General features: G+C 69.4%; 14 protein-coding genes. 5 read left to right on the top strand and 9 right to left on the bottom strand.

The features are described from left to right. The gene (locus tag KZC51_RS09400; protein WP_247629720.1) at positions 1–1,308 is read left to right on the top strand and encodes a DUF58 domain-containing protein; all 1,308 of its coding nucleotides are present in this window, start codon (positions 1–3) and stop codon (positions 1,306–1,308) included. Positions 1,309–1,336: 28 nt separating this feature from the next. Here KZC51_RS09400 and KZC51_RS09395 read toward each other — a convergent pair whose 3' ends face one another. Then, the gene (locus tag KZC51_RS09395) at positions 1,337–2,329 is read right to left on the bottom strand and encodes a stage II sporulation protein M (RefSeq protein WP_247629719.1); all 993 of its coding nucleotides are present in this window, start codon (positions 2,327–2,329) and stop codon (positions 1,337–1,339) included. A 16-nt stretch (positions 2,330–2,345) separates the two neighbouring features. Here KZC51_RS09395 and KZC51_RS09390 point away from each other — a divergent pair, with 16 nt between their 5' ends. Further along, positions 2,346–3,155 (top strand): RDD family protein, encoded by an 810-nt coding sequence (locus KZC51_RS09390; RefSeq protein ID WP_247629718.1) that lies wholly within the window; start codon positions 2,346–2,348, stop codon positions 3,153–3,155. A 35-nt stretch (positions 3,156–3,190) separates the two neighbouring features. Here KZC51_RS09390 and KZC51_RS09385 read toward each other — a convergent pair whose 3' ends face one another. From KZC51_RS09385 to KZC51_RS09370, 4 genes are all read right to left on the bottom strand, one after another. Next, positions 3,191–4,405, bottom strand: a complete 1,215-nt coding sequence (locus tag KZC51_RS09385; protein ID WP_247629717.1) for an ABC transporter permease — start codon at positions 4,403–4,405, stop codon at positions 3,191–3,193. Further along, positions 4,402–5,202: an ABC transporter ATP-binding protein gene (locus KZC51_RS09380; protein ID WP_247629716.1), complete on the bottom strand. Its 801-nt coding sequence runs from the start codon at positions 5,200–5,202 to the stop codon at positions 4,402–4,404. Before KZC51_RS09380 ends, KZC51_RS09385 begins: the two co-directional genes overlap by 4 nt. Then, positions 5,199–6,125, bottom strand: coding sequence for an efflux RND transporter periplasmic adaptor subunit (locus tag KZC51_RS09375; RefSeq protein ID WP_247629715.1), 927 nt, complete (start codon positions 6,123–6,125; stop codon positions 5,199–5,201). Before KZC51_RS09375 ends, KZC51_RS09380 begins: the two co-directional genes overlap by 4 nt. Before the next feature lie 100 nt (positions 6,126–6,225). Next, positions 6,226–6,432 (bottom strand): DUF3499 family protein, encoded by a 207-nt coding sequence (locus KZC51_RS09370; RefSeq protein ID WP_247629714.1) that lies wholly within the window; start codon positions 6,430–6,432, stop codon positions 6,226–6,228. 80 nt (positions 6,433–6,512) lie between these two features. Here KZC51_RS09370 and KZC51_RS09365 point away from each other — a divergent pair, with 80 nt between their 5' ends. Next, positions 6,513–6,938 (top strand): hypothetical protein, encoded by a 426-nt coding sequence (locus tag KZC51_RS09365; RefSeq protein ID WP_247629713.1) that lies wholly within the window; start codon positions 6,513–6,515, stop codon positions 6,936–6,938. 25 nt (positions 6,939–6,963) lie between these two features. Here the strand turns inward: KZC51_RS09365 and KZC51_RS09360 are convergent, their stop codons facing one another. The 4 genes from KZC51_RS09360 to manA all read right to left on the bottom strand — a co-directional run bounded on the left by KZC51_RS09360 (position 6,964) and on the right by manA (position 13,238). Next, the gene (locus KZC51_RS09360; protein WP_247629712.1) at positions 6,964–8,346 is read right to left on the bottom strand and encodes a DUF5719 family protein; all 1,383 of its coding nucleotides are present in this window, start codon (positions 8,344–8,346) and stop codon (positions 6,964–6,966) included. Further along, positions 8,343–11,492 carry a glycosyltransferase gene (locus tag KZC51_RS09355; protein ID WP_247629711.1) on the bottom strand — a complete coding sequence of 1,050 codons (3,150 nt, stop codon included), beginning with the start codon at positions 11,490–11,492 and terminating at the stop codon, positions 8,343–8,345. Before KZC51_RS09355 ends, KZC51_RS09360 begins: the two co-directional genes overlap by 4 nt. A gap of 114 nt (positions 11,493–11,606) precedes the next feature. Beyond that, positions 11,607–11,924, bottom strand: a complete 318-nt coding sequence (locus tag KZC51_RS09350) for a WhiB family transcriptional regulator (RefSeq protein WP_247629710.1) — start codon at positions 11,922–11,924, stop codon at positions 11,607–11,609. Between the two features lie 183 nt (positions 11,925–12,107). Then, positions 12,108–13,238: a mannose-6-phosphate isomerase, class I gene (manA, locus tag KZC51_RS09345; RefSeq protein ID WP_247629709.1), complete on the bottom strand. Its 1,131-nt coding sequence runs from the start codon at positions 13,236–13,238 to the stop codon at positions 12,108–12,110. Positions 13,239–13,306: 68 nt separating this feature from the next. Here manA and KZC51_RS09340 point away from each other — a divergent pair, with 68 nt between their 5' ends. Then, positions 13,307–14,722 (top strand): O-antigen ligase family protein, encoded by a 1,416-nt coding sequence (locus tag KZC51_RS09340; RefSeq protein WP_247629708.1) that lies wholly within the window; start codon positions 13,307–13,309, stop codon positions 14,720–14,722. After that, positions 14,719–16,017 (top strand): O-antigen ligase family protein, encoded by a 1,299-nt coding sequence (locus KZC51_RS09335; protein WP_247629707.1) that lies wholly within the window; start codon positions 14,719–14,721, stop codon positions 16,015–16,017. The genes KZC51_RS09340 and KZC51_RS09335 overlap by 4 nt, the downstream gene beginning before the upstream one ends. Positions 16,018–16,048: the final 31 nt, after the last annotated feature.

Genomic DNA, 16,048 nt, shown 5'->3' with positions numbered 1-16,048 from the left:
GTGTTCGTCACCGGCCGCCTCGCCGTCGCTCTCTCCCTCGGCGTCATCCCGCTGGTCCTCGCAGGACTCGCGGGGTATCCGCCGTATGCCGTGGCGGGCGGGTGGGTCGCGCTGTGCGCCGTGCTCACCGGCCTCGACGTCGCGCTGGCGGCGAGCCCGCGGACGGTGACGGTGTCGCGTCGCGTTCCCGCCCGCGCTCGCCTGGGCGAACCGGTGCCGGTGAGCGTCGCCGTGCACAACCACGGCCCGCGGAACCTGCACGGACTCCTCCGTGACGCATGGCAGCCGACGGCAGGCGCAGAGCCCGCCAGGCAGACGCTGCTCATCCCGCCGGGCGAGCGCGCACGTGTCGCGATCCCGCTGCTCCCCCGTCGTCGTGGCGAGCTGGTGAGCGAGTTCGTGATGCTGCGCTCGCGCGGCCCCCTCGGCCTCGCGGGCCGACAGGCCCGTCATGCGGTGCGCGGCGCCATCCGCGTGCTGCCGGCGTTCACGTCGCGCAAGCATCTCCCGTCGCGACTGGCCCGGCTGCGCGAGCTCGATGGCAACACCAGCATCCAGGTGCGCGGGCAGGGCACCGAGTTCGACTCGCTCCGTGAATATGTACGCGGCGACGACGTCCGCTCGATCGACTGGCGCGCCACCGCCAGGGCCGGCACGACGATGCTGCGGACCTGGCGACCGGAGCGCGACCGGCACGTCGTGATCATCATCGACACGGGGCGCACGGCCGCCGCCCGCGTCGGTGACGGCACACGCGTGGATGCCGCCCTCGAGGCCGCCCTCCTGCTGGCTGCACTCGCCTCCCGTGCCGGCGACCATGTGCACCTGCTCATGTACGACCGCGTCGTGCGCGGCAGGGTGACCGGGGTCGACGGCGCGGCGCTGCTCCCCGCCCTGACCGATGCCATGGCGCCCGTGCATGCGCGGCTGGTCGACACCGATTGGCACGGTGCGTTCGCCGCCGTGCGCACGCTGACCACCCGTCCTTCACTGATCGTGGTCCTGACTGCTCAAGATGCCGCAGAGTCCGCGCGGGGGTTCCTGGGCGCATTCCCGAACGCGTCCCGCGCGACGACCATCCTGGTCGGCTCGGTCACGGACGACGACGTCGCCGCGCTCGCACAGCAACGCGGCTCTCGGGAAGAGGTCTACCTGGCCGCCGCCGCGGAACGGACGCTGCGCGACGCGGAGAACGTGGCCGATGCGATCCGCCGTGCCGGTGGAGAGGCGATCGCCGCGGATCCCGAAGAGCTGCCGCCGCGCATCGCCGACCGCTACCTCGAGCTGAAAGCCGCGGGACGGCTCTGACGCGGCGGCGCCGCCGGCGCACTCGCCATCAGCCCGCGACCAGTCGCGGCGTCCCCGCCTCGTACTCGATCAGGTCGCCGGTCTCGCCACGCCGATGCGCCCGACCGCCGATCACCACCATGTAGATCAGGAAGATCGCGAGCGCGGCGCCTCCGATGCCGATCTTCAGCGGCCAGGGCAGCGCCCAGCCGGTCACGAATCCTTCGACGAGCCCTGCGAGGAACAGTGCGAAGACGAGTCCGATCGCCACCGTCGCCAGGGCGCGTCCTTCCGTCGCCAATGCGTCGCCGCGCGAGCGGTGGCCCGGGGCCACCCAGGCCCAGAAGACCCTGAGTCCGGCAGCGGCGGCCACGAAGATGCAGGTCATCTCGAGCATCCCGTGCGGGAGGATGTAGAGCACCATGACATCTGCACGGTCGTGTGCCACCATCACGGCACCAGACACCCCCAGACCCATCGCATTCTGCACGAGCATGTAGATCGGCCAGATCCCGGTCACGCCGAAGAGCACGCACTGCATGGCGATCCAGGCGTTGTTGGTCCACACCATGCCCATGAACACCGCTGCCGGGTTCTCGGTGTAGTAGCCGGTGAAGCTCTCGTCGGCATACTGCTCGAGGGCGTCCGGCGGCCCGAGCGTCGCGATGAGGGCGGGGTCGCTCGCGATCCAGGCGGCCGTGCCGACCGCGACCGCGATGAAGCTCAGTGCGATGATGAGCGTGAGCCACCGCAGCCGATACAGCGCTGCCGGCAGCTGCAGGGCGAAGAATCGCCCGATCTGCGTGAGGATGTTGTCGGACGCGCCCGTGAGTCGCAGCCTCGCGCGCACGAGGATGGTCGACAGGTACGCCCCCTGCGGTGAATCGCCTACGGAGGTCTTCAGCTCGGCGAGATCCGCTGACGCCGCACGGTACCGAACGATGAGCTCGTCGACGCCCCGGCCGTCCAGCCGCGCGCGGCTGAGCTCATCCAGCCGCTGCCACTCGGCGCGGCGTGCATCCGTCAGCGCATCAGCATCCACCTGATTTACTGTACTCATGTCCACGCCGATCGATGCCTCCGACGAGGTGCTGTCCGGAGAAGCCGTCGCGATCGATGTGCAGCCCATCGGCTTCCTGCTGCGCGCGCTGGGCGCCCTCATCGATATGCTGCTCGGCTTCGCCGTCTTCCTCCTGTGGATCTTCCTGCGCATCTGGCTGACCGACGCCGGAGTGCTCGATGAGGCGACCGATCGTATCGCGACCGTCTCCGCGATCGTGGTGAGTTTCGTGGTGCTGCCGATCACGATGGAGGTCGCCTTGAAGGGGCGCAGCCTCGGCAAGCTCGCCGTGGGCGGCCGCATCGTGCGCGTCGACGGCGGGGCAGCCGGCTTCCGCCACGCCTTCATCCGCGCGCTGCTCGGGGTGCTGGAGATCTACATGACCTTCGGCGGCCTCGCTGTGCTCACCGGTGCGTTCAACGCCCGCTCGCAGCGACTCGGAGATCTGGTCGCCGGCACCTACAGCCAGCGCGTGCGCACTCCACAGCTGGTCCCGCACGTGCCGGTGCTGCCGGCAGGGCTGCAGGCATGGGCGCAGATCGCCGATGTCGCGCGCCTGCCCGATCGCCTCGCGCGCCGCATCTCCCAGTTCCTGCAGAGCGCGTCGCGCATGGTGCCGACCGCCCGTGATCGCGTGGCGACGGATCTGCTCGCCGAAGCCGCGCCCTTCGTCTCCCCTCTGCCTGCAGCCCCGCCCGAGCAGGTACTGGTGGGGATCACGGTGCTGCGTCGCGAGCGCGAGCGTCGGGCGCTCGAGAACGCCGACCGCCGCGCCGAGAAGCTCACGGGTCGTCGCGTCGGCGTCTGAACCGGGGCCCGCCTTTCGCTCGCGGGCCCGCCGGATCAGAATCTGATCGCGTCGATCACCTTCACGCGCAGGGCGACGAGTGCGGGGATGAATCCCGAGAGGGCTCCCACGATCACGGACGCGACCAGGCCGACGAGTGCCGCCCGCATCGGGAACGGCGGGACGTCCTGGATGCCGTAGAACAGCGACGTCACCACCCAGTCGGAGCGGAGGATCGCCACGACGATCGCGATCCCGACCACTCCCGCCACCGTCGTGGCGACGAGGCTCTCCAGGAAGACCGAGAAGAAGACGCGCCCTGACGTCGCACCGAAGGCGCGACGCACGCCGATCTCGCGCACGCGCTGCCGCATCGCGACCAGCTGGATGTTGATGAGGCTGAGGGCCCCGAGTGCGAGGATCAGGGCCGCGATGCCGCCGGTGATCATCTCGAACGTCGCCTGCACGTCGAGGGCACCCTGCTGCGCGGCCCAGTCCGAACGACTCACCGACACCGTCTGCCCCTCCGGCAGCCCTGCACGCAGGTCCATCGCCAGCACCGGGCCGATCTCGTCGGCCTGGTCCTCGCCGACCCAGACCTCGTACTGCGGCCACACACCCTCCGGCAGCGCATCGACTCGCGAGCGATAGGCGTCGTAGAGCAGATCGATCCGGAGCTCCTCGTCGCCGAGTCCCTGCCTCGCCACGACTCCGACCACCTGATACGTGCCTCCTGCCCCACCGGTGAGGGACAGCGTCGGGTGCTGAGCGAGTGGCACCCTTCCGATCCGGTCCCACAGCGCCTCCGTGATCACGGCTGGCGGCGCGAGCGCCTCGAGGTCCGAATCCACGAACCAGCGTCCGTCCAGCAGGACCTCACGATGGATCTGCGGGTACAGGGGATCGATCAGCCGCGCACCGACATCGGTGACGCCGTCAGGCAGCTGCACGCCCTGCGTCATGCTCCCGACGATGCGTGCCGTGTGACTGAATCCGAATCGCTCGGAGACACGGGCGAACCGCTCGTCGAAGTCATCGAAGTCGACAGGCGTGCCGTCGTCGTTGCTGACGTTGACCACGATCGTCGCTGCCCGCCCGCCGAAGCGGTCGGACTGCTCGGTTTGGAACTGCTTCTGATACTCCGAGATCGCGACGACCGCTGTCAGGGCTCCGACCGACACAGCGATCCCGATCAGGCTCAGCAGCACCCGGAGCTTGTGGACACGGATCTCCGCCCACGCATCCGACAACGCGCCGAGGAAGCCGCTCATGCGCCCACACCGTTCGCCGCGGGCAGCGGCGGCAGGGGCGCCGGTGCGGGTGGCGCGGTGGTGCCCTCGGACGGCACGGGTTCCGACAGCGTCGATGCCTCGAAGGCGCGACGCAGATCCGCTTCTTCCAGTCGTCCCGCGTCGAGCCGATAGTGCCTTCGTGCCCTGGCGGCGACGTGGAGGTCGTGCGTGATGGTCACCAATGCCGCATCCGTCTCTGTCGCGACCTCGTCGAGCAGCGACATCACCGACGCACCCGTCTCGATGTCGAGAGCTCCGGTCGGCTCGTCGGCGAGGATCAGCACAGGCTTGCGCACGAGAGCACGGGCGATGGCCACGCGTTGCTGCTCGCCGCCGGAGAGCCGGTCGGCGATCTGTTCGATCCGGTGGCCGAGTCCGACCCGCTCCAACATGTCGGCCGCGATCTGACGACGGTTCCAGAACAGACGCCCCCTGGCATGCCCGAGAGGCATCATGACGTTGTCGAGCGCCGTGCGGCCAGGCAACAGGTTGAACTGCTGGAACACGAACCCGACATTGTCTCCGCGCACCCGATCGAGGCGTCCGGAACGCATCTTGCGCACCTCTCGGCCTTCGAAGGCGACGGTGCCGGATGTGGGCGAATCCAGCATTCCGAGGATGTTCAGCAGCGTGGACTTGCCCGAACCCGAGCGCCCGACGATCGAGACGTGATCGCCGGCGGCGACGGAGAGCGTGATCCCCCGAAGGATGTCCAGGCGCGAGTCATCGGCGAGGAGGACGCTCTTCTCGACGTCCTCCAGAGCGACGAGCGTCACCAGCTCGTCCCGCTGTCGCACTGCTCGACGCCCGGGGATACCTCGTAGCAGAACTCCTCCACCGGGGCCACGAATCCAGGGACGAACTGACGGATGCTGTCGCCCTCCTCGAGCCCCTCGGTGACCTCGACCATCGTGCCGTCGTTCACTCCGAGCACGACCGCCCGCATCTCCGGCTCCGCACCGTCGCCCGCGTCGACCCAGACGTTCCCGGATTCTGCGCCGCCCTGCACGGCGGTCACAGGAATGACGAGGGCATCATCGACCTCTCCGAGCGCCAGATCCATGGTGGCGGGAAGACCGGCGAACACGGTCTGATCCGTCGGGATCGCGCAGCGCACACTCGCCGTGCCCTCGGCGGTGACCTGCACCCGCACGCCGGTGCAGGCGAACGGCGCAGGGCCGCCCGTCACGGTGACCGTGCCTTCCTTCGGGGCGTTGACCAGTCGGTAGAGCTGCACAGGCTCCACCGTCGCGAGCAGGTGGTAGCGGCTCGGAGTAAGCGTGTAGACCTCGGACCCCACGGTCGTCATCTGCCCCTTGACCAGGGCGAGTTCGGAGACCTCGCCGGCCTCGGGCGCCAGCACGTCGAAGTCCTTGCGCGGGTACTCCTGCCGGACCGTGAAGAGCTTCTGCCCCTTGGCGACAGTGGCTCCTTCACGAACCTCCACCGCGATCACCGTGCCGTCGTTCTCGCTACGCACCGTATACGCCTCGTCCCGGGCGATGTTGCCGTTCAAGGTCAGAGCGTTGACCACGGAGCCGCGCTCGACCGCGACCACGGGATCGACGATGTTCGCCTCCGGGCTCACCATGCTCTCTGCCCGGTCGGGGAAGAACGCGATCTTCACCAGAGCGGCAGCACTCGCCCCGAGGACGATGACAAGGAGCAGGGGGAAGATCCAGCGACGCCAGACGATCACGACAGCCTTTCCTGGCGCGCCGCCGTGGCACGTCCGCCGTCAGGATATCCAGACCGTCATCCGCCCCAGGCCCGCCGTGATCGCGTGTCGAGGAAACTGCTCAGGCGCGCAGCGCCTCGTGACGCACCACGAGCCACCCGGCCGGTACCGAGAGTCGATCGGCATGCGGGCCACAGAGATCGTGCGCGTGCGGGTGATCCGCGAGGCCCAGCGGCCCGAGCGCGGCCATCTGATCGCCGTAATCGTAGGTGAGGGTCGCCACGGCTTCCCGCGCGCATCCGACCTTCGAGCAGAGTCGTCCGTTCATCACGATCAGCGTACGTCCTGACCGGGCGAGCGAGACGATGCCGCGCCGCGACGCACGGCTCCAGCGCCTAGACTTTCGACATGCCTCGTCGTCGCAGTGCCTCCTCCGCCGCTCCGCGGCGCGGCGCGCGCCATGGCCGTCATGGCCGACTCGGCCGCAGTGAGGTCGTGAGGCCGCCGCTGGCACCGCTGGACGGGCGGATCGACCGTTTCGATCTGACTGTCGGGACCGCCGTGGAGTTCCTCCGCGGCACCTGGCCGGAGCTGCAGGACGTGCGCTTCGAGATCGGCGCCATGCCCGGCTTCGAGGTGACGGAGGAGGTGCCCCGGTGGTACCTCGACCGCGACCAGCGCCGCATCGTGCTCTTCCGCCTGCCGATCGAGCGGATGCTCCCTCCCGGTCACGACGACAACGCTCACCGACGGATGGCCATCGAGAGCGCCGTCTTCCGTGCCGCAGCCGAATACGTCGGACGCGAGCCGTGGGATCTCGGACACGACCACTGATCGCTCCCGAGGACGGCGGCCCCGGTCACGGATAGACCGTGATGCTCTCCGCCGCCCCGGCGCTGGGCTGCACGGGCCACCCCGCGAGCTCGCCCTCTGCGCTCATGGTGATCGCCGCATGTACGGTGCCGGTAGTGCTCAGCAGATACGCCGTCCGCTGCGCGACCGCGGTGTCGATCGATCCCTTCGCCGGAACGGTGACCTCGGTCGCCGGTCTCCCATTCGTCGGCTCGAGGGTGACGGTGGCGTCCGCATCGGTCTCGTTCACCAGATGAAGTCGGGGGCTCGGCCCTGCGGGCACCGCCAGGAGGGCATCGGAGTCGATCTCCGGCGCAGGAGTCATCCAGGAGAAATCGGAGCCGCGGACGAGAGCATCCTGCTGTCTGACCGCCGAGACGATCGGGGCGTCGGCGTCGATCTGCACACTGTACGTGCCCGGTGCCAGCCCGCTCAGCGATACTTCGGCAGGTTCCCCTGCCGACAGCGACACGGTGAACTCGTTCGCGATGCCGCTCGATCCCGAGGCACGGACGGTCACGCGCGCCTGCGCGGCATCCGCCGGCGACAGCATGCGCAGCACCGTCATGTCGGCATCGTCTCCGTCGGCGGCGAACGACTGCACGCCGGCGAACACAGGATGCAGTTGCGGACCTGCGACCGCTTCCTGCAGGTCGACCCCCGCCGGATCCAGGGTGCGCACCAGCGACGACTGCAGCACGGCGCGCACCGGCGCACCATCGGCGGCGACCTCCACCACGGGGAGCGAATTGCCCGCGGCGATCGATGTGAGCGGGAGCGCCACCTGCGTCCCCGCGGGGACGATGACGGTCCGCGTGCTGCGGCTCGTGCCGTAGACGGACAAGGTCACGGTGGACGGCACCTGTGCGGCGTTCGTCAAGACGATGAGGTCGGAAGCGCCCGTGTCGACGGTGCCCCCGACGAGCCAGGACTCCAGTCTCGGTGTGCCGCAGGGCAGCACGGCGAACCCACGCAGGTCGTCCGCCTCCACCGTGGCGGACTCCGTCGCGGCGATCAGCGGTGCGGTCCGCCCCTCGACGGCGCCGGTGACGGTGCGTACCTCGCCCGCACCCACGAGATCGGGCACCTGCAGGGTCCCGATCTGAGGCGCACCGGACGTGCCATCGACGGTGAGCGTGGGCGATGCGGCGGACCACATCCCCAGAGGGTTGGCGGTGTCCCGCCCGAGTGCCCGCAGGTCGCCGTTGCAGACCAGCACACTGTCGCCCGGCAGTGGCGTCACCCGCACCTGCGCCGGATCGTGACGCACCTCCGGCCAGGGCGCATGGATCGCGGTGACGACTCCGACAACGCAGGCCACGGCGACGGCCGCGCCGACGACCACACGGGCGCCGGTCGCGACGACGCGGACTCCTCGGTTGCTGCTCATCGGCCGTCCTCCGCCTCACGGTCGTGCACCACAGGGTCGTCAGCATCCGCACCCGGCTGCGTCGGCTGCCGGTCAGCTTCGAGCTCCCCGACAGTTGCGTCCGGCTCGCCGTCGGTCGGTACCGAAGACGCCGCAGCCTCACTCACGCCCGGCTCGGCATCGGCATCGTCCTGTGTTCGTGGCTCAGCCGCTCTCACCGTGTCCGCGTCTGCCGGTGTATCTCCATCTGCACCGCCCTCTGGGCCCACGTGAACGACCGACTCCGCCGGTGCGTCTGCGTCCGCGTCCGTGGAGAACGGTGCCTCGTCCGGGAACTCCTCCGCGTGACGCGGCAGGATCAACGGCTCCTCAGAGGCGCGGCCGACGATACGCGACTGCGCGCGCGCGGCGCGGCGTGAAGCTCTGGTCGGCACCGAGAGCAGCAGCGCGGCGAGCATGACGAGCAACTGCACCGTGATCACCAGCCGAGCGGTCCCCTGCTGCGCAGCGCTCAACGGCGCGCGCGGACCGACATCCGACTCGACACGCCAGAGCACTCCGCGTTCGGTCGTGCCGGCGTGGACGAACCCCGCGCGCTGGTCGATCGATGCGGTGGCGGAAGTGCGCAGGGCGCGGGCCTTGTCGCCTTCGCCTCCGTCCTTCTGTGCGAGCAATACGTAGGCGATGCCCTGCGCCGCCAACTCTGACGGCGCGTCGAAGTCACGCGCCGAGAGGAGATCGACCGAGAGCGTCGAGATATCGGTCCCCTGCGGTTCGGTGGCGGTGGAGATCATGGTCGTCTGCGATCCGAGCGTCTCGCTTGCCCCCCAGACCACGTCGACGGCAAGGCCGCCGTCGTTCTGGGGCGTGAGCACCAGCGTCCCGACGGGCGCGTCCGCGGCGGCCTGCGCGGCGACGTACGCGGGCAGGGTCGACTGCGGGCCGTTGGTGAGCGCCGATCGATCGGCGTGAAATGCCGTCAGCGCAGGCGTCGCGCAGAGGATCAACGCGAGCGCCGCGACCGTTGCGGCGAAGACGCGCACCCGTGACGCAGTCAGCGCCGTGTCCAGCGTGACGAGCGCCGCCCCCACGACTCCGATCCAGGCGAGACTCAATCCGGTGCCCGGCCAGATGGCGATGGGCTCGCCCTGGGCGAAGCTCACGGTGATCCCCACGACGAGGAACGCGGTGGCCAGGCCCGCAGCGGCCACCACCAACAGAGTGATGCCCGCCCGCCATCGCGGTGCGATCGCCGCGGCGAGGGAGAGCAGCGCCAGCGGCGCGCAGAGCACGGCAGCCCAGGCTCCCAGCGGCAGCAGTGAGAACTGCGCCCATCCGGCGAGATCCGCCGTAGGGAAACCCGTGGCGATCGCGAGTCGACCCGTGGCGTCCGCTGTCACGTTGCTCCCCGTGACGAACCCTGGATCAGCCAGTAGCGCGAGCGGGCTGCCGTGCGACAGCTGCCAGAACGCCAGCGGCGCAAACAGCGCGATGGTCGGGATCGGAAGCCAGAGCAGGCGAACCGCGCCGCGGAACTGCGCGGTCCCCAGCGTGATTCCGAGCGCGATCACGAAGAGCAGCGCAAGCGCGGGGGCCAGTGAAGGGGCGCAGGCGACGACGGCGGCGAACAGCAGCGATGCCGCGCCTGCCGCTCCCCATGAGCGATGAGCGACGACCGCCGTGTGGAACAGCCACGGCAACAGCAGATGGACGAGCACTGCGGCGGGACGCCCCTCCACGAGCGCGGTCAGGAACGTTGGCGCCAGAGCCCAGGCGACACCGGCGAAGATGCGCAGGCCGGCGCGGTCGGTCACCCGGGTTGCCGCGAACCACCCTCCCAGGACGGCGAGCGGCAGCGCGAGGATCCAGAGCAGGATGAGGGAGAACGTGGGAGCCGTCGGCCACAACGAGCCGAGGATCGCGATGATCGCCGCGAACGGGTCGGCGGGGCCCACGACGTCGACCCCGACACCGCGCAGACCCCAGGCCGCGTCCGTCCACAACGCCGCGACCGTCTCGCGCAGCGGGAGCAGTCCCCCGCCGCCGATCGCGGGCCAGGCGAGGACGGTGGTGAACGCCGTGATGCTGACGACCAGAGCGGCGAGGACCGCCCACGCGCCGCCGCCGGAGAAGAACCGCAGCTCGCTGACCGCTCCCCCTTCGCTGCCGTGCCCGTCGTCGAGACGTCGACGTAGTTGCGAGCCGGTGACGCGCAACGGGGCGATGCTCGCCCAGGACGACGTCCGCGACGAACGGATCCGTCCGCGGGAACGGGCGACCGCGCCGAAGCGCGCCATCGCCGTCAGCGCGGCGCCCCATTCGGGAAGGACGGACTCCGGACGCTTGCCGATCAGATGGGTCGTGGATCTCCACAGTGCGAGCGGCAGCAGGCTGAGCCAGTGCAGCGGCACGGTGATCGCGGGAGCGTACGCCAATCGGCGATGCAGCTGCGCGAGTCGAGTGACGAAGGCGCGACGCGCGGATCCCGCGGGAAGTGCAGCGGGGCCGCCGGGTGAGACGGCGACGCGTGCACTCGGCGCCAGCACGACCCGACCGCCGATGAGGCGCGCACGCACCCCGAGGTCGAGTCCCTCATCTGCCCCGGCCAGAGCCGGGTCAGGACGTAGCGCGTCGCGGACCTCGGCGCGGATCAGCATCCCACGGATGTCGGCGCCGAGCGCGTCGTCCACGCCGTCGTGCTGGCCCTGGTCGAGTTCGCCGGCGGCGAGTTCGACCGAGCGCCCCAGCGCGGTCATGCTCACACCCAGCGAGACGATCTCGCGATCGTTGTCGGTGGCCACCAGCTTGGGGGCGATGATCGCCGCGGACGGGGAACGTTCCAGCATGCCGGTCAGACGCTCCAGCGCTCGGGAGTGCGGAGCGGTGTCCTGCGCCAGCAGCCAGATCGCCGCGTCCTCCGCCACCCGAGGACGAGCGAGCTCGATCGCCTCCGCGAAAGACGTGGTGCTACGCGCCTCGATGATCCCCTCGACGGTGCGTGCGACCGCGTCGCTCTCCCGAGCCGAACCCGCATCTCCGCACACCACGAGGGTGACGGCGGCGACGGGAGTGGTCTGAGAGCGCAAGGCTTCCAGCGTGCGGAGAAGCTGCGCGCGGGACGAGGATCCGGCGCGGGCGACGATGATGGCGTGAACTCGGGCTGGCATGACGTGGTCAGCCTATGCGTGAGGCGGCTGACGCTGAGGCACCGCCTGCGGCGCGCCTGCGAAGCCGTCCCCGCGGATGCTCAGAGGGTCCGCGGCGGTCGCCCACGATCCGGTTCAGCTGGCGCGGCGCTTGAGCTTACGGCGCTCGCGCTCGGAGAGACCGCCCCAGATGCCGAAGCGCTCATCGTTGTTCAGCGCGTATTCGAGGCACTCGCCCCGGACATCGCAGGACGTGCAGATGCGCTTGGCGTCCCGCGTGGAGCCACCCTTCTCGGGGAAGAATGCCTCGGGATCGGTCTGCGAGCAGAGCGCTTCGCTCTGCCAGCCGAGAGCGGTGTCGTCGTCGGAGCCCGGCTTGCGGACGCCGGGCACTCCGAGGTTGATCGGATCGACGAACCAGTTCTCCGGTACGTCGGAACGGTATCCCGTCATCTCGATCTCCCAACCCTGTCTCCGCCCCCCGGCGGGCCGTGCATACCTAATTACACCCGTGTGATTCGCTCCGGTCAAGTCGCAGATAGTAAACCCTCAATCACCTCTTGAAGGTTCTTGACGATATGTCGGCGTGTCGCGGCAATCCGTCTTGCGACGACACGCCGACGACGAGAACGACTGTCAGCGACCGGGCGCGGCGATGAACGCCTCACCCACCCCGCTGAGGCGCAGCTCGGGTTCGTCGGCCGACACGAAGGCGGCGCTCCCCACCGGCACCGTCCGCACCTCGCCCGACACGGTCTCGATCGCAACGTCACCGGCGGTCGCGAGCACCATCGTGTCGCCAGCGACCGCTCGCGCGACGGCGCCCCCCGTCAGCGTCACTCGGTCGAGCGCGAAGTCCGCGACCGGCACCGGGTAGGACGTGACGGCACCATCGGCGGCGGGGCGCAGCACGGGCACCTCAGCGGGCGCCGAGTCCAGGATCGTGAGCAGTTCAGGAACATCGATGCGCTTGGGAGTGAGTCCGCCGCGCAGGACGTTGTCGCTCGCCGCCATGATCTCCACCCCGAGTCCCTCGAGGTATGCGTGCAGCAGTCCCGCACGGAGGAAGAGCCCCTCGCCCCGGCGGAGGACGACGTGGTTCATGAGGAGGGCGACCACGACCCCGGGGTCTCCCGGATACGTCTGAGCGACTCCGGCGATCGCCTGGATCGCGGCGTTCCACTCCCCCGCATCCGCGCCCTCGGCTGCCGCGGTCACCGCCGCGATGATCTCGTCCACCTCTGACTGCGCGTCACCGCTGAGCAGCCAGCTGATCGTGTCGCGGAGCACATCGGCATCACCGGACAGGCGCGCACGGAGTGCCGACACACCCGCCCCCTCCCCGAGCGCGTCGATCAGGACCAACGTGTCGGAGACGGGACGCAGCCCGCTCAACGACTGGAACGTCTCGCTCAACGCAACGATCAGCTCCGGCTTGTGGTTGTCGTCCCGGTAGTTGCGTGTCGGGTCATCGAGAGCCTTGCCACTCTCCGCTGCCCAGCCCTGCTGCGCCTGGGCCAACGTCGGGTGGACCTGGATGGACAGCGGCCGCGCTGCGGCGAGCAGCTTGAGCAGGTACGGGAGCCGGCCGCCGGTGATCTCATCCAGAGTGCCGTCACCGTCGACATCCGCCGGGTCACCGGGGTGATCGCCGAACCAGACCTCGGCCTCCGGAGCCCCCGATGGTGAACGCCCTTCCAGCTCGGCCAGGAACGAGGTCGAACCCCAGGCGTAATCACGGGGAGTGTTGGTCAGACTCAGCAGCATGCCCCCAGCGTAGAGCCGCTCAGCGACGTTCAGCGACGCGCCGGGTGCGGCGCGGTAGCCTGAACGCGATGGCTCAGTACACAAAGCACCCGGTCGCGGCCCGGCCCACCGCACCAGAGCGTGAGTCGACGGGGCATCTCTTGCTGCGCGGCTACGCGATCCTCGTCCTGATCGTGACGTTCGCCCACTCCGCCGTGTACAACCTCCTCGGGTTCGTGGGCGCGGCGGTCGTGCTCGCCCTCTTCACCCTCGCCACGATCGCCATCGGCGTGCCGATGATCGCCAAGAACCGCCCGCAACCCTTCCGGTGGCGGCGTCTGCCGTGGACCGCGCTCGGCTACACGACCCTCGCGCTGGTCTCCGTGGCGTGGTCGCAATGGCGCGGACCCACCCTGATCACCTGGGGGCTGCTGGCCGCGGTGACGCTGAACGCCCTCTTCCTCGTGCACGTTCTCACCTGGAACGAGATCATCCGCGCGCTCTCCTCGGCATTCAAGTGGATCCTGGGGCTCTCGCTCGCGCTCGAGCTCTGGGTGTCGCTGGTCCTGCACGGGCCGCTCCTGCCGAACTTCCTCACCCTCCCGGACGGCAAGATCGATCCGCAGTGGTACTGGGTGCGCGACAACCTGCTCGACGGCGGGCGCATCCAGGGCATCGTCGGCAACGCGAATCTGCTCGCCATCATCTCCCTCTTCGCGATCATCACCTTCGGAGTGCTGTTCGCCGCACGGGCCCGGTGGCGCACGACGCTCGCTCTCTGGATGCTGCTGGCGGCGTACTTCCTCATCCGCACGTCATCAGCGACAGCGTTCGTCTGCGCCGCGGCCGTCGCCGTCGTTCTCGTGGTGGCACTCGCCATGCGGCGCGCACGCACTCCCGGGGCGCGCACCAGGATCTACGCGATCGCGATCGGCACCGCGGCGCTCGGCGGAGCGGCGGTCTGGGTGCTCCGCGATCCCCTCTTCGCCCTGCTGGGGCGCAGTGCCGACCTCACCGGCCGTTCCGAGAAGATCTGGACCAAGGTTCTCGAGCGCGCCGGCGAGCATCCGCTCTTCGGCAACGGCTTCTCCAGCCCGTGGATCCCCACCGACCCGGCCTTCGATCACTGGATCACAGACCACGGCATCACGGTCTTCCACGCGCACAACATGTGGCTGGACGTGCTCATGCAGCTCGGCGTGGTCGGGGTGGTGCTGATGGCCGTCGCATACCTGAGCCTGCTCTGGCGTTCCTGGTTCTTCGCAGTCGACCGTCCTCGATGGGACCTCGACGCTCACCGCCCCTATTCGCCGCTCACCCTTCTGCCGAGCCTGTTCACAGTCGTCCTGCTCGTGCAGGGTTTGTCGGAGTCCACTCCGATCATGCTGTGGGGCTGGATGCTGCTGGTGCTTCTCTCCTTCAAGCTCAAGTCCGTCCCACTCGTGGGCGTCGGCGAACGCGATCTCGTGTTCGAGCGCGGCACACGACCACGGCGGGTGCCGTGACGCCGGCGCATCGCCTCGCCCGGTTGCTCGGCTCCGTGGAGATGGCACGCGCCTTCACCCTCGCGGTGCTGAGTGCGGTGTTCGGTGCCTACGCGATCGAGCAGATGACCTCGGCGGTCACCCTCTCCACGATCATCGCGGTCTTGTGCCTGTTGGGAGCGGCGATCCTCTGGGTGAGGCGCGAGGAGCTCTCTCCGCTGCGGATCGCACCGTCATCACTCCTCGCCTTCCTCGGCTGGGCGCTGGTGAGCCTGGTGTGGACCACCGACAGATCGGAGACGCTCTTCGGCTGGATGTCGCTGTTTGGATTCGCGTTCCTCGCGCTCGCCGTCGGTCACGTCAGAGACACTCTGCAGACCGTCCGCGCGATCGGCGACACGTTGCGCGTCCTGCTCGCCGTCTCGCTCGGTGTCGAGATCCTCTCGGGCATCCTCCTCGACGTGCCGTTCACCTTCCTCGGAATCCAGGGCAACCTTGCGGAGGGAGGCCCTATCCAGGGCATCTTCGGCAGCCGGAACATGCTGGGATTCATCGCGGTGATCGCCCTGATCACCTTCGTGATCGAGTGGCGCACGCAGTCTGTCAACGCACCCCGAGCGGTCGCCTCGATCGCTCTCGCCGGGTCGTTGGCCTTCCTGTCGTCCTCGCCGACGGTGCTCGTGCTCGCCGCCGCCGTCGGCGTCGTCACCGTCGCACTCACCCTCGTGCGTCATGCCTCCGCCGAGCGGCGAAACGTCGTGCAATGGACGCTCGGCATCCTGGTGGCGATCGCGCTCACCGTGGCCTTCGCACTGCGTCATCAGATCATCGCGCTTCTGGACGCCGGCTCGGACTTCTCGATCCGCGGCGACCTGTGGAACACGATCCTCGACTTCGTCGCCCTGAAGCCCATCCAGGGATGGGGGTGGTTCGGAGCATGGGCACGCGGCGAGTACCCCTTCACCTACATCAACTTCCAGCTCGATGACCATCATCAGAGCGCACTGAACGCGTTCTTCGACGTGCTGCTGCAGTTGGGAGCCGCCGGCCTCGTACTGTTCCTGTTGCTCGGCGGCGTCGCCCTGATCCGCTCCTGGCTCGTGGCGAGCGTCCGCCGATCGGTCGTCTACGCGTGGACGCCCATCACCCTGGTCACGCTCGCCGTCGATTCGATGTTCGAGAGCTTCACGCTGGTGGGGGCGGGATGGTTCCTGCTCGTGCTGTGCGCACTGCGCGCCGGTCAGTCGCGGTCGTGGCGGGAGAACATCGACGCGGCGCAGACCGGGGCGATTCCGACGCTGCGCCCGCAGGGGTGATACGGCAGGTCGAGCTCCTCCCCGCAGGAAG

It is taken from the genome of Microbacterium croceum, from assembly GCF_023091245.1.
Classification (GTDB): Bacteria; Actinomycetota; Actinomycetes; order Actinomycetales; family Microbacteriaceae; genus Microbacterium; species Microbacterium croceum.
This window is presented reverse-complemented; position numbering and strand designations above follow the sequence as displayed.

Excerpts from the sequence above, each read along its gene's own strand:
- KZC51_RS09365 (WP_247629713.1), top strand. The coding sequence starts at position 6,513 with ATGCCTCGTCGTCGCAGTGCCTCCTCCGCCGCTCCGCGGCGCGGCGCG.
- KZC51_RS09355 (WP_247629711.1), bottom strand. The coding sequence starts at position 11,492 with ATGCCAGCCCGAGTTCACGCCATCATCGTCGCCCGCGCCGGATCCTCG.
- KZC51_RS09385 (WP_247629717.1), bottom strand. The coding sequence starts at position 4,405 with ATGAGCGGCTTCCTCGGCGCGTTGTCGGATGCGTGGGCGGAGATCCGT.
- manA (WP_247629709.1), bottom strand. The coding sequence starts at position 13,238 with ATGCTGCTGAGTCTGACCAACACTCCCCGTGATTACGCCTGGGGTTCG.
- KZC51_RS09350 (WP_247629710.1), bottom strand. The coding sequence starts at position 11,924 with ATGACGGGATACCGTTCCGACGTACCGGAGAACTGGTTCGTCGATCCG.
- KZC51_RS09360 (WP_247629712.1), bottom strand. The coding sequence starts at position 8,346 with ATGAGCAGCAACCGAGGAGTCCGCGTCGTCGCGACCGGCGCCCGTGTG.
- KZC51_RS09390 (WP_247629718.1), top strand. The coding sequence starts at position 2,346 with ATGTCCACGCCGATCGATGCCTCCGACGAGGTGCTGTCCGGAGAAGCC.
- KZC51_RS09370 (WP_247629714.1), bottom strand. The coding sequence starts at position 6,432 with ATGAACGGACGACTCTGCTCGAAGGTCGGATGCGCGCGGGAAGCCGTG.
- KZC51_RS09340 (WP_247629708.1), top strand. The coding sequence starts at position 13,307 with ATGGCTCAGTACACAAAGCACCCGGTCGCGGCCCGGCCCACCGCACCA.